The organism is Aliiroseovarius sp. CAU 1755 (genome assembly GCF_054482655.1).
The window spans coordinates 99,747-114,269 of record NZ_JBTLRH010000003.1 but is presented as its reverse complement, the minus strand read 5'-3'; the positions used below and the strand labels follow the sequence as shown (position 1 = coordinate 114,269).

The following is a 14,523-nucleotide window of genomic DNA, read 5'->3' as shown; positions in this document are numbered from 1 at the left end:
TCCCGGTTTGGTGCGAGGTCCGCGCGCACCGTTCGCGTTTGACCGACCCGTCCCGGCCAGCCCCATTATTGCCCTGCTGTGATCGCTATGATCCTGCGGCCTCGAAATAGGCGGCCAGGGCGGCAATCTCTTCATTGGACAGTCGGCCTGCCATCATCTGCATCACGGGATGGGGCCGGAACTTGTCCTTGTAGGCGTGCATGGCGACCACGAAATCTTCGATCGGCCAGCCGATAATGCCCGGAATACCGTCATAATCACCATCCAGCTGATGGCACGACACACATTCCGACGACAGGTATTCGCCATATTCCGGGTCGCCCTGAATGGCGAGGATGGCGGCGTCGACCGAATGATCGGTGCCCGCAGCCGTCGGCGCGGCTTCCGGAATGTTGCTTGGATCATCGGAATACCTGCGCAAAAATGCAAGCAAATCAGCGCGTTGCTGCGCGTCTTTCAACCCCTTATACGCCATCCGCGTGTCCGACGCGAAGGCTTTGGGGTTTTCGACATAGCGATCCAGCAGATCAAAGTCCCAGACCAGCCCGTCTTTGCCCATGCGCGTCAGCCCGTTGGAGTAGTTGAACCCCTCAATCGCGGCCGCGCGACGGCCGAAAAGACTGTTCAGATGCGGCCCGACCCGGTTTTTCGCCCCTTGTCCCACGGAATGGCAACTTGAGCATTCGCGAAACACGGCCTCGCCCTTGTCGGCATCCCCGATCTCGTTGGCGAAACTCGGTGTCGCTGTGACAGCCAAGACGGCAAAGCAGGTCGTAATGTGTCGAATCCAACGCATGCAAAAAGCGTAACGTGTTAACCTGACGCACTCAATAATATTCATATCATGATGCGTGCATTTGGTTGGAATTTTCGATCACCACACGTCAGGCGTTTCGCCCTTCTCGTCCATCTGCTGGAACACATCCTGTAGATAGCGCTGGAACACCTGATCCTGATAGGCATCGGTCGAGACGTATTCGAGCGATTTCAGGAAATGAAACGGTTTGAAATAGCCCGGCATGCGGAAGGCTTCGGCTGTGCGGGCGGTGCTTGTATCAGGCGCGTCGGCGGGAAAAATCACCACGGTCGGCGTGAAGTTGACGCCCCATTTCACCGCCAGATCACGCTCTTCCAAGGCCTCGCCGTCGAAATCCACCACCTCGCGCGCACCAAACAGGTTCAGCTGCACGACCATGAAATTATCATTCAGGTGTTTGACGATTTGCTCGCGCGCGAAATTGACCTCGTGCAGCTCGCGGCAATAGGGGCAACCTTGCTGTTCGATCAGGATCAGAAGGTCTTTGCCCTCGGCCCCGGCTTCGGCCAGATCATCGGACATTTCAAGAAAACTGTCGGTGAACCATGGCTGCTTGTGCAAGCCGTCATCGCCCAGTTCAGCGGCTGTCACGCTGGTCGCCATCGTGAAGGCAAGAACACCAAGGATTACTGTTATCAAGCGCATCGGACCCTCCCGCGAGTTTGTGTTGGACTGACGGGTTTGAAAGACCGCCAGATAGACTGGAAACCTTCGAAAATTCTAGCACGATCACGTCCACTTACCAAATAGAGCGCGCAAAAAGGCGCCGCGGGTGTCCCGGCGGCGCCTTCTACTTGCAGCCTGATCAGCTTACTGGCTGTGTGACTTCAGAAATTCGAGGACGGCCTCGATATCTGCATCCTTTTTCAAGCCAGCGAAGGTCATCTTGTTGCCCTTCAGATAATTGCGCGGGTTGGCCAGATAGCCCGACAGGCTTTCCGTGTCCCACACCAACCCGCCTTCGCCGGCCGCCATCATGGGTTTGGAGTATTTAAACCCTTCGATGGTGCCAGCGGTTCGACCCCAGACACCGTTCAAGATGGGTCCAACGCCGTTTTTCGCGCCCTCACCCACCTTGTGGCAGGCTTTGCATTTCTTGAAGACCTTCTCGCCATCGGCGGCAAGATCGGCATCAAAGGCGACAGTCATGGGTGCTGCCTCTTCGGCGGCAGGGGCTGCGGCCTCGTCCGTTGCGGCAGGGGCTGTGGTTTCCACCTCGCCCGCATCAGCGCCCGCATTCGGGTCGCCTTTGAAGACCACGTTGCGCGTGATTTCGACCGGGCCGGATTTGCAATCGCTCATGCAGCGTTCGGTGAATGTGCCATACTCGGTCTCGGGCCGGTCATCGATGATGAACCCGTCCGCATTGGGCATGACCACGTCGGTAAACGTCTCTTTCGACAGGGTGAAATCTTCTTCGACCAGATAATTCGAATAGAGGATATACGCCACGATCGCATAGACATCGTCGTCCGACAGCGTTTGCGCCGATCCAAACGGCATTGAACGGCGCACATAGTCAAACGTGGTCGAAAGGTAAGGCCAGTAAGACCCCACCGTCTTCAACGGATCTTCATCCGCCAGACTGTCCTCGCCGCCCGCCAGTTTCGGCCAGTTGTCCACTCCTTCGGCAAATTCGCCGTGGCACGATGCGCAGTTCTCCGAAAAGACCGTCTCGCCAGTCAGCACATCACCCGAGCCTTCCGGCAGGTTCGACCCGTCGGGGAACACGTCCAGATCCCACGCCGCCACTTCGGCATCGGTGGCCGCGCGACCAAGGCCAAGCTTTTCCGCCATCGCAGGCGCGGCAGTCAGGGTGGCAATGGCGGTCGCCATCAGGAATTTAGGAAACTTCGACATTGTTCGCCTCCCCGTTTGCATTGACGTGCCAGGTCTGAATGCCGTTGTTGTGATAGATCGAGTTCAACCCGCGCACCTCGCGCAGTTGCGTCTTGGTGGGTTGCACATAGCCGCTGTCATCCATAGCGCGCGACTGCAGGAACATCTCGGACCCGTCCCAGTCGATATCCAGATAGAAGCGGCTCAACGCCATCGGCTTGCCGGGTTCGGTCAGCCGCGCCTCTTGCCACGTGACACCGCCGTCCAGCGATACATCGACAGCCGTGATCGCGCCGTTGCCTGACCATGCAAGCCCGGTGATAACCAGCGGGCCTTTACCGTGCGTGATCGGCATTTGCGGGCTGGGGCTGGTGATAATCGACTTGGCGTCCATCGTCCAAGTCCACTTGCGCGATGTGCCATCTTCCAGCGTGTCGGTGTATTTCGAGGTCTCTTCCCGGCTTTCCACCGGCTTGTCCATCACCTCGATCCGGCGCAGCCATTTGACCCACATGTTGCCTTCCCAACCGGGCACGACAAGACGCACAGGATAACCATGCTCCATCCGCAGCGCTTCGCCATTGGCTTTGAACGCGACCAGGCAGTCATCCAGCGCCTTCTCAATCGGGATCGAGCGGCCGTTCGACGAGGCATCCGCCCCCTCGACATAAACCCACTTGCCTGCCAGATCGCCTGCGGCGTCCAGTCCGGCCTCTTCCAACAAGGTGCGCAGGGTGACGCCGGTATATTCCATGTTGTGGATCATGCCGTGGGTGTATTGCGCGCCATTCAACTGAGCGCCTGCCCATTCCATGCCGGTGTTGGCGGCGCATTCCAGAAAGAAGGTGCGCGTGACACGCGGGAAGCGTTCCAGATCGGCGTAGCTGAACACCAAGGGCGTATCGACCAGCCCGTTTATCATCAGACGATAGTCTTCCTTCTTCAGCGTGATCGCACCCGAGTGGTGACGTTCAAACGCACAGCCCTGCGGGGTGATCGTGCCATCCAGCGCGTGAATGGGCGTGAAGTTGATCGAGCTGATCGTGTCCGCCGTCAGCCATTCCACAGTGCGCCGCACCACGTCGTCTTCGAACTCAATCGGCAGGCCATACGGCGTTGCATCAACACCGTCCCCAAAACCGCTCGCCCAGTCCTGCACCTCGGTGATCAGCGGATCACCTTCGGCCCGTGCGGCCCCTGCGGCTCCAAGCGCGGCCCCTGTTGCCGCGGCCCCTTTCAGGAACGCGCGGCGGGATGCGCCCGATTTCGTAGAGCTGTCACTCATTTGGCATCTCTCCTCTAACATCTCAATATTCGCCTATATGCATGAACAGGCTTGTAAAAATGGCCCGGAGCGTTGCCGCCCCGAGCCGTGATAGATCAGGCGCCGACCACTGTGACCGAGTTGTTCGGGTCCAGTTTGATCGTGCCTTGTTTCTTGATGTGGCTTTCGACCACATCCCAAATCTGCGGACCTTCCGTGCCCTCGTTCACCGAGGCCCAGCCCGCGACCACATAGGTCTTGGCCGGGTCAATCGCTTCGCCGGTTTTCAAAAGCGTCATCTCGGTGATCCGGTCGCCCTGCGGCTTGGTGATGTCGATGCGATAGCCCATGCCACCGATGCGAACCATGTCGCCGCCCTGCTGGTAATAGGGATCGGGGTTGAACAGGTTGTCGGCCACATCCTCAAGGATCGTGTGGATGAATTCGCCGGTCATTTCTGAGCGGTAAGCCTTGCCATAGGACATCGAGGTCACGTTCCAGATGTCTTCCCGCGTGATCTCCTGCCCCGGCAGAATGCTCGGCCCCCAACGCACGCCGGGCGACATGGCAATGTCGGCCTCGCGTTCGTTGATCAGCGCGTCGCAAATCAGGTCGTCCCACGAGCCGTTGAAATTGCCGCGACGATACAGAAGCGTGTCGGTGGTGCCGATCACCTCTTCCAACTCGGCCTTATACGGCGCGCGTTGCTCGTCGATCAGTTGGGTGATGGTCGCGTCCGGCGTGATCACGTCGGCGAAGATCGGGATCAGCTTGTGACGGATGCCCATCATCTTGCCATCGCGCACATCCAGATCGACGCGGCTGACAAATTTCGAGTTCGATCCCGAGGCGATGATGAAGGTCTGTTCGACTTGCACCGGTTCCGGCAGCGCGTCATGGGTGTGGCCCGACAAGATCACGTCGATCCCCTTGACCTTGCTGGCCATTTTCTTGTCCACATCAAAGCCATTATGGCTGAGGACAACGACCAACTCGGCCCCCGCCGCGCGCACTTCGTCCACCATCGCCTGCATGTTTTCATCGCGAATACCGAACGAGTATTCAGGGAACATCCAGCCGGGATTGGCAATCGGCATATAGGGGAAAGCCTGCCCGATCACCGCGACTTTCACGCCGCCACGCTCGAAGAATTTGTAAGGCTTGAACAGTTCAGCCGGCTCGTCCCACTCGGCGTCAAAGATGTTTTGACCGAGGGCGGCGAAGGGCAAACCTTCGACGATCTCGTTCACCCGGTCCGATCCCAGCGTGAATTCCCAGTGGAAGGTCATCGCGTCGGGCTTGAGCGCGTTCATCACATTGACCACGTCTTGGCCCTGCGTGTGGTGACAGGTGTAGGAGCCATGCCACGTGTCGCCGCCATCCAGCAGCAGCGCATCTGGGCGCTCGGCGCGAATGGCGTTCACCACGGTCGCCACGCGATCCATCCCGCCAACGCGGCCATAGGTCTGCGCCAGCGCCGAAAAGTCGTTATAGGTCAAGGCGTAAGCAGACGGCGATCCATCCTCGATCCCGTAAGCCTTGCGGAAATCTGCGCCGGTCACATGCGGCATCTGCCCTTTGGCAGCGCCCACGCCAAGATTGATCTCGGGCTCGCGGAAATAGATCGGTTTCAGTTGGGCGTGAATGTCGGTGATATGGATCAGGCTGACATTGCCAAACGTGTCGAACTTCAGAAGATCGTCCTGGGTCAGCGCCTGCTGGGCGGCCAAACGCGCCCAATTGCCGAAGCCCGAGCTGCCGTAAAGCGCCGAGGCAGCCATAGAGACCTGAAGAAAGTCGCGGCGAGAGATCATGTGCGGTTTTCCTTGGCTTTCAAACCCTTGGCGACCACAAGTCATGCGCAGGTTTGAATGTGTTCACGAAAAGAAACCCCGCCCGGATGAACCCGGACGGGGCGAAAGACTTAGTTACGGACAGACGGACCTTCGACCGACAGACCGTTGCCGCGCGAAGCGACATAAAGCTCAAGCGCCACGAACTCGTCCGACCCCGGGCTGAACGTTTCAGCGCGCGTATCGCGGATGCAGCCTTTGAAGCGCGAATGAATGCCGTTCAGCTTGGTGTTTTTCAATCGATACGTCGGAAATCCATTGATCTGACCTTGGCTCAGGTGGTCGGCGCGGATCATGTTGCCATAGTTCTGTTCGTGACAGTTGGCACAGCTCAGGTCCAACTGACCGAAACGGGTATAGTAAAGCTCTTTACCCTGCTCCCATGTGGCCTGCGCCGGGCCGTCAATGGCGACATTGACCGGCATCCCGCGTGACACGGACGCCAAAAGCGCCTCGGTATCGATGGCGGGCGCCTTGTCATAGCCCCAAGGCTCGGCCCCCATGCGGTTTTCGCGACAATCGTTCACCTGCATTTGCAATGTGCGAACTTCTTGGGCTTCGTCATTCCACTTGGGATAGACCGCTTTGACGCCGGCCATATCTTCCGGTGCACCGTGACAATCAGCACAGGACTTGCCTTCGGTGCCATCAGCGGTGGACCAGATCTCGATCCCGTTTTCGACACCCAACATACCGGGGTTGTCGAAATCATCCATTTGCATGGTCTGGGTCTGATCGGACCGGAAACGCCAGCCGGACATCACTTCGTCCAGCGCATCCGAAAGATGCGCAGGTGCGGCCGTTTTGGTGACGATCTCGATGTCACCATTGATGATAAGTTCAGCGTTTTCATCGGCGGTGGCGACCGCCGCCCCGGTGAACGAGGCAGCGATCAATGCTGCTATGCCGTGAAGTTTTTTCATTATATTTATTCCTCCCTTGCGCCGCGCTTAGCCGACTGCGATCGGCTTCGACTCTTCGTAGACAGAGCCGTCGTCGTCATACCAGGTGAATTTGAAATCACCGGCTTCGTCGACCTTGGCGTCGAATTCCAGATACGGATTGGTCGAAATCGCCGGTTCCAGAGTCACGTCGACCACCATCTTGCCGTTCAGCTCGCACGTGAAACGGTTGATGATCGAGCGCGGGATCAGGTTGCCGTCGCCGTCTTTGCGCTGACCCGATTCCATCTTGTGGCTGATCAGGGTCTTCAGGGTCACCACTTCGCCGGCGCTTGCCGACTTGGGGACTTTTACGCGGGGTTTTACACCTTTTGCCATGTCTTCAAACTCCTCTGATTAGCCGCCGCAGCCGCCGATGGTGACTTTAACGGTCGAAGTGGCTTGCACGAAGCTGCCATCGGCCATCTTGGCGATCGCAATCACGTCTTGAGTGCCGGCCAAACGAATACGGGTTGATGCAGCCTGGCTACCGGCGGCTTCGCCGAAGTTGAACTGCGCCACACCGGGGGTCGGGTTGCCTGCGGCCAGCAGCAGGATCGAAACGGCGCCGGGGGCGTCGACCGATACCGGCACTGTGTTGCCGTTCTCTGCAATCTCGGGGGCTGTCAGGGTGATCCCGCCAGCGCCAGCTTCAGCGCCACCGGTGAAGGCGGCGATCGCCTCGTCGGCGGCAGCCGCCGCACGCATCGGCAGCATGGCGACGGCGGTCGCGCCGAGTCCAAGTGCCAGAGCTTCACGTCGAGTGAATTTCATCTGTGTCTCCTGTAGATAGGTTTTCGTGCCGACCTGTGTGCTTATTTCAGCGTCATCAGGTAGGCGACAACATCTTCGATCTGCTGTGCCGACAGCAGCGGTTGGACTTCGCCTTCATGCGCCTTGCCCGTGTAGGCATTGCCCAGGCGGTTGAACCCGGTGGTTTGGTAGAAGGCCGGCATGACCGAGTCCTCGAACAATACCTTGGCGTTTACCAGAATGCCGCGCAGCTCTGCCGCGGTCCAGCGATCCCCTGCCCCATCGAGCAACGGTCCCACCTCACCATGAAAGGGAACATCTTCCAGATCGGTGATTTCGTGGCAGGCAATGCAATTGCCCATCGATTTCGTTGAAACAACCTTGGCACCTTCCGCCGGGTTGCCCGTGACGCCCGTCAAAGATTGGGCGACTGCGCCCTCTTCAAACGTGACAGCTTCTGGCATTACCGTTTCGGCGTTTGCCATTCCAAGCCCTGCAAGCAGGGCTACAAGCGTGATCGTTGTCCGCTTCATGTTACCTCCCATGACCGTTGTTGTGATAAACTAGCCATGTGAAGTAATTTTCGCAATATCAAATTCCATTATTTGAATTAATGTTAGGGCGCCGACACCTATGGCTTCGCTGCACCTGCGAAATCGGCGGTGCTGCTGGCAGGGTACCGCTGTATACGTTGAGGTTTTACCACCCCACACGGGGCGCTTGGTCTGCCGCTTTAGGCGTCTCTTTTGCAGAGCTTCGTCGAGTCGTTGCATGAGCAATGAAAAAAGTGATCGCGTGCGATGCTGCTCTGGGGCCATCTGAGCGGACCGTGCGCGAATCCCCCTTGCGGGCGACCAATGCCTAGCCGACGCTGGCCAGCCATGGCATCCAGTCGAGCAAGAACTGCCCGATCGCGTTGACGCTGTTGGTCACGATCAGCACCGCAAACAGGATCAGCATGACCCCCATGACCCGCTCGACCCATGGCAGGTATTTTCGATTGCGCCCCGCCCACGCCAGAAACGGTCGCGCAAACAGCGCCGCTATGACAAATGGTGTGGTCATGGCCAGCCCATAGACGGCAAGCAACAGCGCCCCGCGCCACAAATCCCCCATGCCGCTGGCAATCATCAGGATCGAGGCCAGCGCCGGGCCAACACAGGGCGTCCATCCAAAGCCGAAGGCCAGCCCCATCAGATAGGCGCCGATGATCGAACTGGGCTCGGCCCGGCTTTCCAAACGCGCCTCGCGATACAGAAACGGGATTTTCATCACGCCAAGGAAGTGCAGACCGAAGACCAACAGGATGGCCGCGCCAAAATAGCTAAGCGTTTCCTTGTGACGCGCGAAGGTGGACCCAAGAGCCGTGGCCCCCAGCCCCAAAAGGATGAAGATCGTCGTCACCCCAAGCGCAAATGCGATGGCAGACACCACAAGCCGTTTCTGCGCACCAGAGCTGATTTTCCCATCACCCGTTAGCTCAGACATCGAAATTCCAGCCATGTAGCACAGATAAAACGGCACCATGGGCAGGATACAGGGCGTGAAAAACGACAACAGCCCCGCGAACGCAGCGCCTGCCAATGAGATGTCCAACATATGGTGTTCCTTGAATTCGCAACATATTCAAATTAGGTGTTGTATTGAAACAAGGTCAACCTTTTCGCGAACGGGATACTTCATGCTACGTGCCTTTGCTGCCGCGACACTTGCGCTTTGCGTCTTTCTTGGCGCACCTGTTCGCGCGGCCGAGTTGATCATGGTCGAGGAGCCGGGCTGTGCGTGGTGCGCCAAATGGGAAAGAGAGCTGGGCGCCATCTATCCGAAAACGCCCGAAGGCCAGTTTGCCCCGCTGCGCAAGGTGCAACTGCACGATTTACGCAAAAGCGACGCGGTTTCGCGGCACGGTTTCACCCTTGTCCGTCCGGCCATGTTCACCCCGACCTTCGTGCTGATCGAGGACGGCAAAGAGCTTTCCCGCCTTGAAGGGTATCCTGGCGAGGATTTCTTCTGGGGGCTGCTAAAACAGATGCTGGTCGACCAGACCGACTATACGCCGCCTGAGAATTAGCAATCCGATTGGCAAAGCCCTGCATAGACCAACAAGCCCACGATTTGGTCAAAAAGGGCGCTGTGACACCGTGATCACGGTCGATTGAACGCAAATGCGGCAAGATTGCAAATTGATCGCTGCACCTTTATGACAGAAAAAGTGCGGTATCAGATAGAAAGAGGATCCGACAATGGCATTGCCTGTCATCCGCGAGAATATGACAAATGACGAGCTGGACAAGATGATGACCAGCGCCTGTGATGCCTCGACCCTTCTCAAGGCGATCAGCCACGAGGGGCGACTGATGATCCTTTGCCATCTTGTCACCGGCGAAAAATCTGTGACCGAACTGGAAAACCTTCTGCATGCCCGCCAGGCGGCCGTGTCCCAGCAACTGGCCCGTCTGCGGCTTGAGGGGCTTGTGACGCCGCGGCGCGAAGGCAAGACGATCTATTATTCTTTGACCGATGATCGCCCCCGGCGCATTCTTGAAGTGATTTACGAGCTTTTCTGTTCGCTCGACACGCCGGCCGACGATCGCAAGGCTGCGGAATAAACCGGCGCACCCCACCGCCACCGTCCCCAATTCGTCAATCCGGAAGCGAAGGAGTGGCCTATGTTTGACTGGATCAGCGACACCAGTTTGGCCGCTCTTGTCGGACTGATCGGCGGCGTAATGCTGGGCTTGTCGGCCCGGCTTGGCCGGTTCTGCACGCTGGGTGCCATCGAAGATGCTCTTTATGCCGGGTCGTTTTTACGGCTTCGTATGTGGGGTATCGCGATCGGTGTCGCGATGATCGGCACGCATGTTCTGATGGCAGCCGAGACCATTCAGGCCGCAGACGCGGTCTACCTTCGATTGGGCTGGAACCCGATCGCCTCGGTCATCGGCGGTCTGATGTTCGGGTATGGCATGGCGCTGTCGGGAAACTGCGGGTTCGGGGCCTTGGCGCGGCTTGGCGGCGGTGATCTGCGCGCCTTTGTCATCGTGCTTGTGATGGGCGTGTCAGCCTATGTCGCCATTTCCGGCCCGCTTGCGTGGCTGCGGGTGATGCTCTTTCCTGAAAGCGCTGCGGACCCGACCGCGTTGCCATCCGTCGCTGATGGTCTGGGGCGCGTCACAGGCATGTCGCCTGCGCTGATCGGGATCATCCTTGGCGCCGTGCTCGTCGCCGCGATGTTCACCACCAAAGAGATGCGCCGCGCCCACAAGGAGACATTCTGGGCCACCATAGCTGGTCTTGCGATCGTGACTGGCTGGGGCGGCACTGCGTGGGTTCTGGAGAACGGATTTGCCGCTATCCCAATGGAAAGCCACACGTTCTCCGCCCCGTTGGGCGACATGGTTCTTTACCTGATGACCTCGTCTGGCAGCAATCTCAACTTTGGCGTCGGCAGCGTCGTCGGCGTGTTGGTCGGGGCTTTCATCGGAAGCCTGTTCAAAGGTCACTTCCGCTGGGAGGCCTGTGAAGACCCGCGCGAGCTGAAACGCCAGATCGGCGGGGCCGCGATCATGGGTCTTGGCGCGGTCATCGCGTTTGGGTGCTCGATCGGTCAGGGCTTGTCGGCCTTCGCGATCCTTTATTACGGCGCTCCTGTCACCTTTCTGGCGATTGTTGCCGGCGCCGCACTTGGACTGCGGCAGTTGATTTCGGGCTTCGCCATCGCCGAGTGAGCGAACCCGTAAGGTCCATCGCATTGGCCCTGTCGATGCCCTGCTTGTCAGGCGGTGAAAACTCCTGCTTCATGTTTGGTCCGAAGCGCTATAGGGTCCGCGCCGAAAACGACGCGATTGCCCCATGGGCAAAACAGGATGACAGGGGACAGACCGTCCATGACCAGCTTCACCCCAAGCCCGGACCATGCTGGCGCCTTTCGGGCCGCCCTTGGGCAGTTCACAACCGGTGTTGCACTGGTCACCACCACCACGGCGCGCGGGCCGCTGGCGATGACGGTGAACAGCTTTACCTCGGTGTCGCTGGACCCGCCCTTGATCTTGTGGTGTCCGGCCAAAGTCTCGGCCCGCCATGACGGGTTCGTGGCCGCGTCCCATTTCACGGTGCATGTGCTGCGCGAGGATCAGGTGGATCTGGCGCGCCACTTCGCCCGGCAAGGCGAGGACTTTTCGACCGTCGATAACAGCCTGGGCGCGCATGGCCTGCCCTTGGTGGTGCCCTGTCTGGCCCGTTTCGAATGCGCAACGGACCGGGTTGTGGACGCTGGCGATCATTCAATCATGTTGGGCCGGGTCTTGCGGGTGACGCAGTTCGACGGGGCGCCACTGGCGTTTCATGCAGGCAAATTCGGCGCGTTCAGCACGCCTGATTGATCGGGCAACCCATCAGGGGGTCATGATCGACGCACGCTCGTAGGCGCCGGTCGCTTCTTGCCCATCATCATAGACCAGGCGCACCGTGACTGTTTCGATCGTGCCAAGCTCAAAGCTCAGATAGGGCAGTTTGTCTTCCACCTTGATCGCGTTGGGTTGCGATTCGCCTTCATAACAGGGTTCGGCCTCGAACTGGCGTTCAGACCCGCCATTCAGCGCATAGTGGATGCGGTCCAGTCCGCAGCGCCACGCCAGAAGATGGGTGAAATAGAGCAGATCTTGCCCCTCGTATTCCCGCACTGCCACCCAATTGGACTTGGTCGCCTCGAGGATCGGGCGCACCTCGTCTGCCGTGGTGAAATCCTGTGCCCCCGCCTGGGTCGCCAACAAAGCCAAACCGACCGCCGCACTCATCGACTTGCGCATAAAACGTTCCTTCTTGCAGGACCGGAGCACACGTGCCTTGCGCAACCTACGCAAGAGCGGGTGCAACTCCGGTCCGAGATCATTGCAGGTTTCGCGTCGTCAACACTTTCAGACTCGCCTGCTTCGCGCCTATACTGCCCCAAACAAAGACGACAGGCAAAGCAACGATGAACAAAGCCCCCCGCCGATCGGCAAAATCACGCCCTGCCGTCAACATTATGCTTGTCGCGCAGGCCGGTCGGCTGTCCTACGAGGCGTTGTTGTTTGCCGCATCGCTGCGGCACGCCGACCCCGACTTTTCCGGCCGCTTGATCATTGCCGAACCCCAACCTGGCGACCACTGGCCCAACGACCCACGCCTCAAGCCGCATATCTGCGAGGCGCTGGAGATGCTGGGCGCCGAGATCATACCGTTCGAGAACACACATTTCGGTCACGAGTATCCCAATGGAAACAAGATCGAAGGCCTGTCAGTCCTGCCCGAAGGCGAACCCTTCATCTTTTTCGACAGCGACACCGTGGTGACCGGAAAGCTGTCACAGGTCGCGTTCGATTTCGATCGCCCCTCGGCGTCGATGAAACGCGAAGGCACATGGCCGCAGATCGAACTCTACGGCCCCGGTTATGGCGAGATCTGGAAATCCCTCTATGACCGGTTCGGTCTTGATTACGCCGCGTCGCTGGATCCGAGCCAACCAGACGAATATTGGCAACGCTACATGTATTTCAATGCCGGATGGTTTTTCGGCGCTTGCCCACGGGTCTTCGGCCAACGGTATCTGGACTATGCGCTGGCCATCCGCGACGACCGCCCCGATGCGCTGGTCTGTCAGGAACTGTTCCCGTGGCTGGATCAAATCGCCTTGCCGCTCGTGATTTCAAGCCTTGGGGGTGGGCGCCCGGGGCCGGAGCTGGCCGGGCTGGATGGCGATATCACCTGCCACTGGCGCATTTTGCCACTGATGTATGCACGCGAATCCGACCACGTGATTAACACGATCGAGGCCGCGGCCGCCCCAAACAAAATCAAGAAGATCCTGAAGGAATATGATCCGATCAAGCGAATGATCTATCAGGGGCGCGGCCAGAAAGTGCGCGCCCTGTTCGACCGCGACGCCCTGCCCCGCCGTGAACAGGTGATCCGCAACCGGATCAAACGTGAAGGGTTCTGGATGCGGTAGCGCACGAAGCTTTGCCGCTTGCTAGGATTGCCAGCTTTATCAGGCTGTGCCGATGGCGGACCGATCAGGGCCACGCGGGCCTGCACGATCATGAAGGCCCACATTGCAAAGAAGAAGGGCGCACCGTTTCCGATGCGCCCCACTTGGTCAAGGAAACCTCGACCTATCTAGAACTCAAGGCTTATGCCAGAGCGATGTTCGACGCGCTTTCGCGGCCGTCACGGCCGGGTTCGATGTCGAAAGTCACTTTTTGGTCATCGGCCAGACCGGTCAGGCCTGCGCGCTCAACAGCCGAGATGTGCACGAACACGTCTTTGCCGCCACCTTCAGGTGCGATGAAGCCGAAGCCTTTAGTTGTGTTGAACCATTTGACGGTACCAGTAGCCATCATATTTCTCCTAGTTAGTCTGCCCGCAGGATGCGGCAGGTCGGCAAAGTCAGTACAAGATCGAGAGACTGAGCCTTTAGGAGCAGTGTAGTCGATAGTCGTAACGTCGCAGGGATTACATGGGGCTCTTGGGTCAAAAATACAAGTGTTTTTCTCTTGCGGCTGATTTTCGGTGGAAATTTGCGCGCCAAATTGCCGAACGCCACGCCGCGACGACGGAAGGCAAGGGGTGAACAGGGTCTGGATTAGCTTGCGAACACGCGCGATAAATCGCGAAACCCCTTCACTTCGATCGGATTGCCGGATGGATCACGGAAAAACATCGTCCATTGTTCGCCCGGCTCGCCCTCAAATCGGGCGGTGGGTGGGATCACCCAGTCAGTGCCATGCGCCTCAAGCCGATCAGCCAGCCCGCGCCAGTCGTTATAGCCAAGCACCACACCGAAATGCGGCATCGCCACCATATGCGCGCCGACCTTACCGGTGTCGGAGGTCTCAAATGGTGTGCCCAGATGCAGGCTGAGCTGGTGGCCGAAGAAGCTGAAATCGACCCAACTGTCTGTGGATCGCCCCTCCTTACACCCCAGCAGGTCGCCGTAAAAGCTGCGCGCGGCGTCCAGATCAGTGACATTCAGGGCAAGGTGGAAAGGGGTCAGCATGGCGTGCTCCGGAACAAGGT

At 58.8% G+C, this 14,523-nt stretch carries 18 protein-coding genes; 5 read left to right on the top strand and 13 right to left on the bottom strand.

Going from position 1 to position 14,523, the window contains the following annotated elements:
* Positions 1-85 precede the first annotated feature (85 nt).
* The 10 genes from ACXYMP_RS12465 to ACXYMP_RS12420 form a co-directional block, all read right to left on the bottom strand.
* Positions 86-796 carry a c-type cytochrome gene (locus ACXYMP_RS12465; RefSeq protein ID WP_458906691.1) on the bottom strand — a complete coding sequence of 237 codons (711 nt, stop codon included), beginning with the start codon at positions 794-796 and terminating at the stop codon, positions 86-88.
* A 78-nt stretch (positions 797-874) separates the two neighbouring features.
* Complete coding sequence (locus ACXYMP_RS12460) at positions 875-1,462, bottom strand: thioredoxin family protein (RefSeq protein WP_458906689.1); 588 nt, start codon at positions 1,460-1,462, stop codon at positions 875-877.
* Between the two features lie 165 nt (positions 1,463-1,627).
* Complete coding sequence (locus tag ACXYMP_RS12455; RefSeq protein WP_458906687.1) at positions 1,628-2,677, bottom strand: c-type cytochrome; 1,050 nt, start codon at positions 2,675-2,677, stop codon at positions 1,628-1,630.
* Entirely contained in the window at positions 2,661-3,941 is a 1,281-nt protein-coding gene (gene soxC, locus ACXYMP_RS12450; protein WP_298571059.1) for a sulfite dehydrogenase, read from the bottom strand. Before soxC ends, ACXYMP_RS12455 begins: the two co-directional genes overlap by 17 nt.
* 95 nt (positions 3,942-4,036) lie before the next feature.
* Entirely contained in the window at positions 4,037-5,734 is a 1,698-nt protein-coding gene (soxB, locus tag ACXYMP_RS12445; RefSeq protein WP_298571061.1) for a thiosulfohydrolase SoxB, read from the bottom strand.
* A 110-nt stretch (positions 5,735-5,844) separates the two neighbouring features.
* A complete protein-coding gene (soxA, locus tag ACXYMP_RS12440) occupies positions 5,845-6,696 on the bottom strand; it encodes a sulfur oxidation c-type cytochrome SoxA (RefSeq protein WP_458906685.1) in 852 nt (283 codons plus the stop codon).
* A gap of 27 nt (positions 6,697-6,723) precedes the next feature.
* On the bottom strand, positions 6,724-7,053 hold the full coding sequence (gene soxZ / locus ACXYMP_RS12435) for a thiosulfate oxidation carrier complex protein SoxZ (RefSeq protein WP_298571065.1): 330 nt from the start codon (positions 7,051-7,053) through the stop codon (positions 6,724-6,726).
* Between the two features lie 18 nt (positions 7,054-7,071).
* Positions 7,072-7,488 (bottom strand): thiosulfate oxidation carrier protein SoxY, encoded by a 417-nt coding sequence (soxY, locus tag ACXYMP_RS12430; RefSeq protein WP_298571067.1) that lies wholly within the window; start codon positions 7,486-7,488, stop codon positions 7,072-7,074.
* A gap of 41 nt (positions 7,489-7,529) precedes the next feature.
* On the bottom strand, positions 7,530-8,000 hold the full coding sequence (soxX, locus tag ACXYMP_RS12425; RefSeq protein ID WP_298571069.1) for a sulfur oxidation c-type cytochrome SoxX: 471 nt from the start codon (positions 7,998-8,000) through the stop codon (positions 7,530-7,532).
* Between the two features lie 328 nt (positions 8,001-8,328).
* Entirely contained in the window at positions 8,329-9,066 is a 738-nt protein-coding gene (locus tag ACXYMP_RS12420) for a cytochrome c biogenesis CcdA family protein (RefSeq protein ID WP_458906682.1), read from the bottom strand.
* Positions 9,067-9,148: 82 nt separating this feature from the next.
* Between ACXYMP_RS12420 and ACXYMP_RS12415 the strand changes: the two genes are divergently transcribed.
* From ACXYMP_RS12415 to ACXYMP_RS12400, 4 genes are all read left to right on the top strand, one after another.
* Positions 9,149-9,538 carry a thioredoxin family protein gene (locus ACXYMP_RS12415; RefSeq protein WP_298571072.1) on the top strand — a complete coding sequence of 130 codons (390 nt, stop codon included), beginning with the start codon at positions 9,149-9,151 and terminating at the stop codon, positions 9,536-9,538.
* Positions 9,539-9,710: 172 nt separating this feature from the next.
* Entirely contained in the window at positions 9,711-10,076 is a 366-nt protein-coding gene (locus ACXYMP_RS12410; protein ID WP_298571074.1) for an ArsR/SmtB family transcription factor, read from the top strand.
* Between the two features lie 60 nt (positions 10,077-10,136).
* Complete coding sequence (locus ACXYMP_RS12405) at positions 10,137-11,195, top strand: YeeE/YedE family protein (RefSeq protein ID WP_458906679.1); 1,059 nt, start codon at positions 10,137-10,139, stop codon at positions 11,193-11,195.
* A gap of 159 nt (positions 11,196-11,354) precedes the next feature.
* Positions 11,355-11,849 (top strand): flavin reductase family protein, encoded by a 495-nt coding sequence (locus tag ACXYMP_RS12400; RefSeq protein ID WP_298571078.1) that lies wholly within the window; start codon positions 11,355-11,357, stop codon positions 11,847-11,849.
* A gap of 12 nt (positions 11,850-11,861) precedes the next feature.
* On the opposite strand, the gene ACXYMP_RS12395 is transcribed toward ACXYMP_RS12400, so the two are convergent.
* Positions 11,862-12,275, bottom strand: coding sequence for a hypothetical protein (locus ACXYMP_RS12395; RefSeq protein ID WP_298571080.1), 414 nt, complete (start codon positions 12,273-12,275; stop codon positions 11,862-11,864).
* Between the two features lie 167 nt (positions 12,276-12,442).
* Here ACXYMP_RS12395 and ACXYMP_RS12390 point away from each other — a divergent pair, with 167 nt between their 5' ends.
* Positions 12,443-13,456, top strand: a complete 1,014-nt coding sequence (locus tag ACXYMP_RS12390) for a hypothetical protein (protein ID WP_458906676.1) — start codon at positions 12,443-12,445, stop codon at positions 13,454-13,456.
* A gap of 181 nt (positions 13,457-13,637) precedes the next feature.
* Here the strand turns inward: ACXYMP_RS12390 and ACXYMP_RS12385 are convergent, their stop codons facing one another.
* Together ACXYMP_RS12385 and ACXYMP_RS12380 are read right to left on the bottom strand one after the other, a co-directional pair.
* On the bottom strand, positions 13,638-13,844 hold the full coding sequence (locus ACXYMP_RS12385; protein WP_298571084.1) for a cold-shock protein: 207 nt from the start codon (positions 13,842-13,844) through the stop codon (positions 13,638-13,640).
* A gap of 245 nt (positions 13,845-14,089) precedes the next feature.
* Positions 14,090-14,503 (bottom strand): VOC family protein, encoded by a 414-nt coding sequence (locus ACXYMP_RS12380; RefSeq protein ID WP_458906673.1) that lies wholly within the window; start codon positions 14,501-14,503, stop codon positions 14,090-14,092.
* Positions 14,504-14,523 lie beyond the last annotated feature (20 nt).

Coding starts and splice junctions, on each gene's coding strand:
- ACXYMP_RS12380 (WP_458906673.1), bottom strand. CDS start 14,503: ATGCTGACCCCTTTCCACCTTGCCCTGAATGTCACTGATCTGGACGCC.
- ACXYMP_RS12390 (WP_458906676.1), top strand. CDS start 12,443: ATGAACAAAGCCCCCCGCCGATCGGCAAAATCACGCCCTGCCGTCAAC.
- ACXYMP_RS12395 (WP_298571080.1), bottom strand. CDS start 12,275: ATGCGCAAGTCGATGAGTGCGGCGGTCGGTTTGGCTTTGTTGGCGACC.
- ACXYMP_RS12405 (WP_458906679.1), top strand. CDS start 10,137: ATGTTTGACTGGATCAGCGACACCAGTTTGGCCGCTCTTGTCGGACTG.
- ACXYMP_RS12420 (WP_458906682.1), bottom strand. CDS start 9,066: ATGTTGGACATCTCATTGGCAGGCGCTGCGTTCGCGGGGCTGTTGTCG.
- ACXYMP_RS12400 (WP_298571078.1), top strand. CDS start 11,355: ATGACCAGCTTCACCCCAAGCCCGGACCATGCTGGCGCCTTTCGGGCC.
- soxA (WP_458906685.1), bottom strand. CDS start 6,696: ATGAAAAAACTTCACGGCATAGCAGCATTGATCGCTGCCTCGTTCACC.
- soxB (WP_298571061.1), bottom strand. CDS start 5,734: ATGATCTCTCGCCGCGACTTTCTTCAGGTCTCTATGGCTGCCTCGGCG.
- soxX (WP_298571069.1), bottom strand. CDS start 8,000: ATGAAGCGGACAACGATCACGCTTGTAGCCCTGCTTGCAGGGCTTGGA.
- ACXYMP_RS12465 (WP_458906691.1), bottom strand. CDS start 796: ATGCGTTGGATTCGACACATTACGACCTGCTTTGCCGTCTTGGCTGTC.
- soxZ (WP_298571065.1), bottom strand. CDS start 7,053: ATGGCAAAAGGTGTAAAACCCCGCGTAAAAGTCCCCAAGTCGGCAAGC.
- soxC (WP_298571059.1), bottom strand. CDS start 3,941: ATGAGTGACAGCTCTACGAAATCGGGCGCATCCCGCCGCGCGTTCCTG.
- ACXYMP_RS12460 (WP_458906689.1), bottom strand. CDS start 1,462: ATGCGCTTGATAACAGTAATCCTTGGTGTTCTTGCCTTCACGATGGCG.
- ACXYMP_RS12455 (WP_458906687.1), bottom strand. CDS start 2,677: ATGTCGAAGTTTCCTAAATTCCTGATGGCGACCGCCATTGCCACCCTG.
- ACXYMP_RS12410 (WP_298571074.1), top strand. CDS start 9,711: ATGGCATTGCCTGTCATCCGCGAGAATATGACAAATGACGAGCTGGAC.
- soxY (WP_298571067.1), bottom strand. CDS start 7,488: ATGAAATTCACTCGACGTGAAGCTCTGGCACTTGGACTCGGCGCGACC.
- ACXYMP_RS12385 (WP_298571084.1), bottom strand. CDS start 13,844: ATGGCTACTGGTACCGTCAAATGGTTCAACACAACTAAAGGCTTCGGC.
- ACXYMP_RS12415 (WP_298571072.1), top strand. CDS start 9,149: ATGCTACGTGCCTTTGCTGCCGCGACACTTGCGCTTTGCGTCTTTCTT.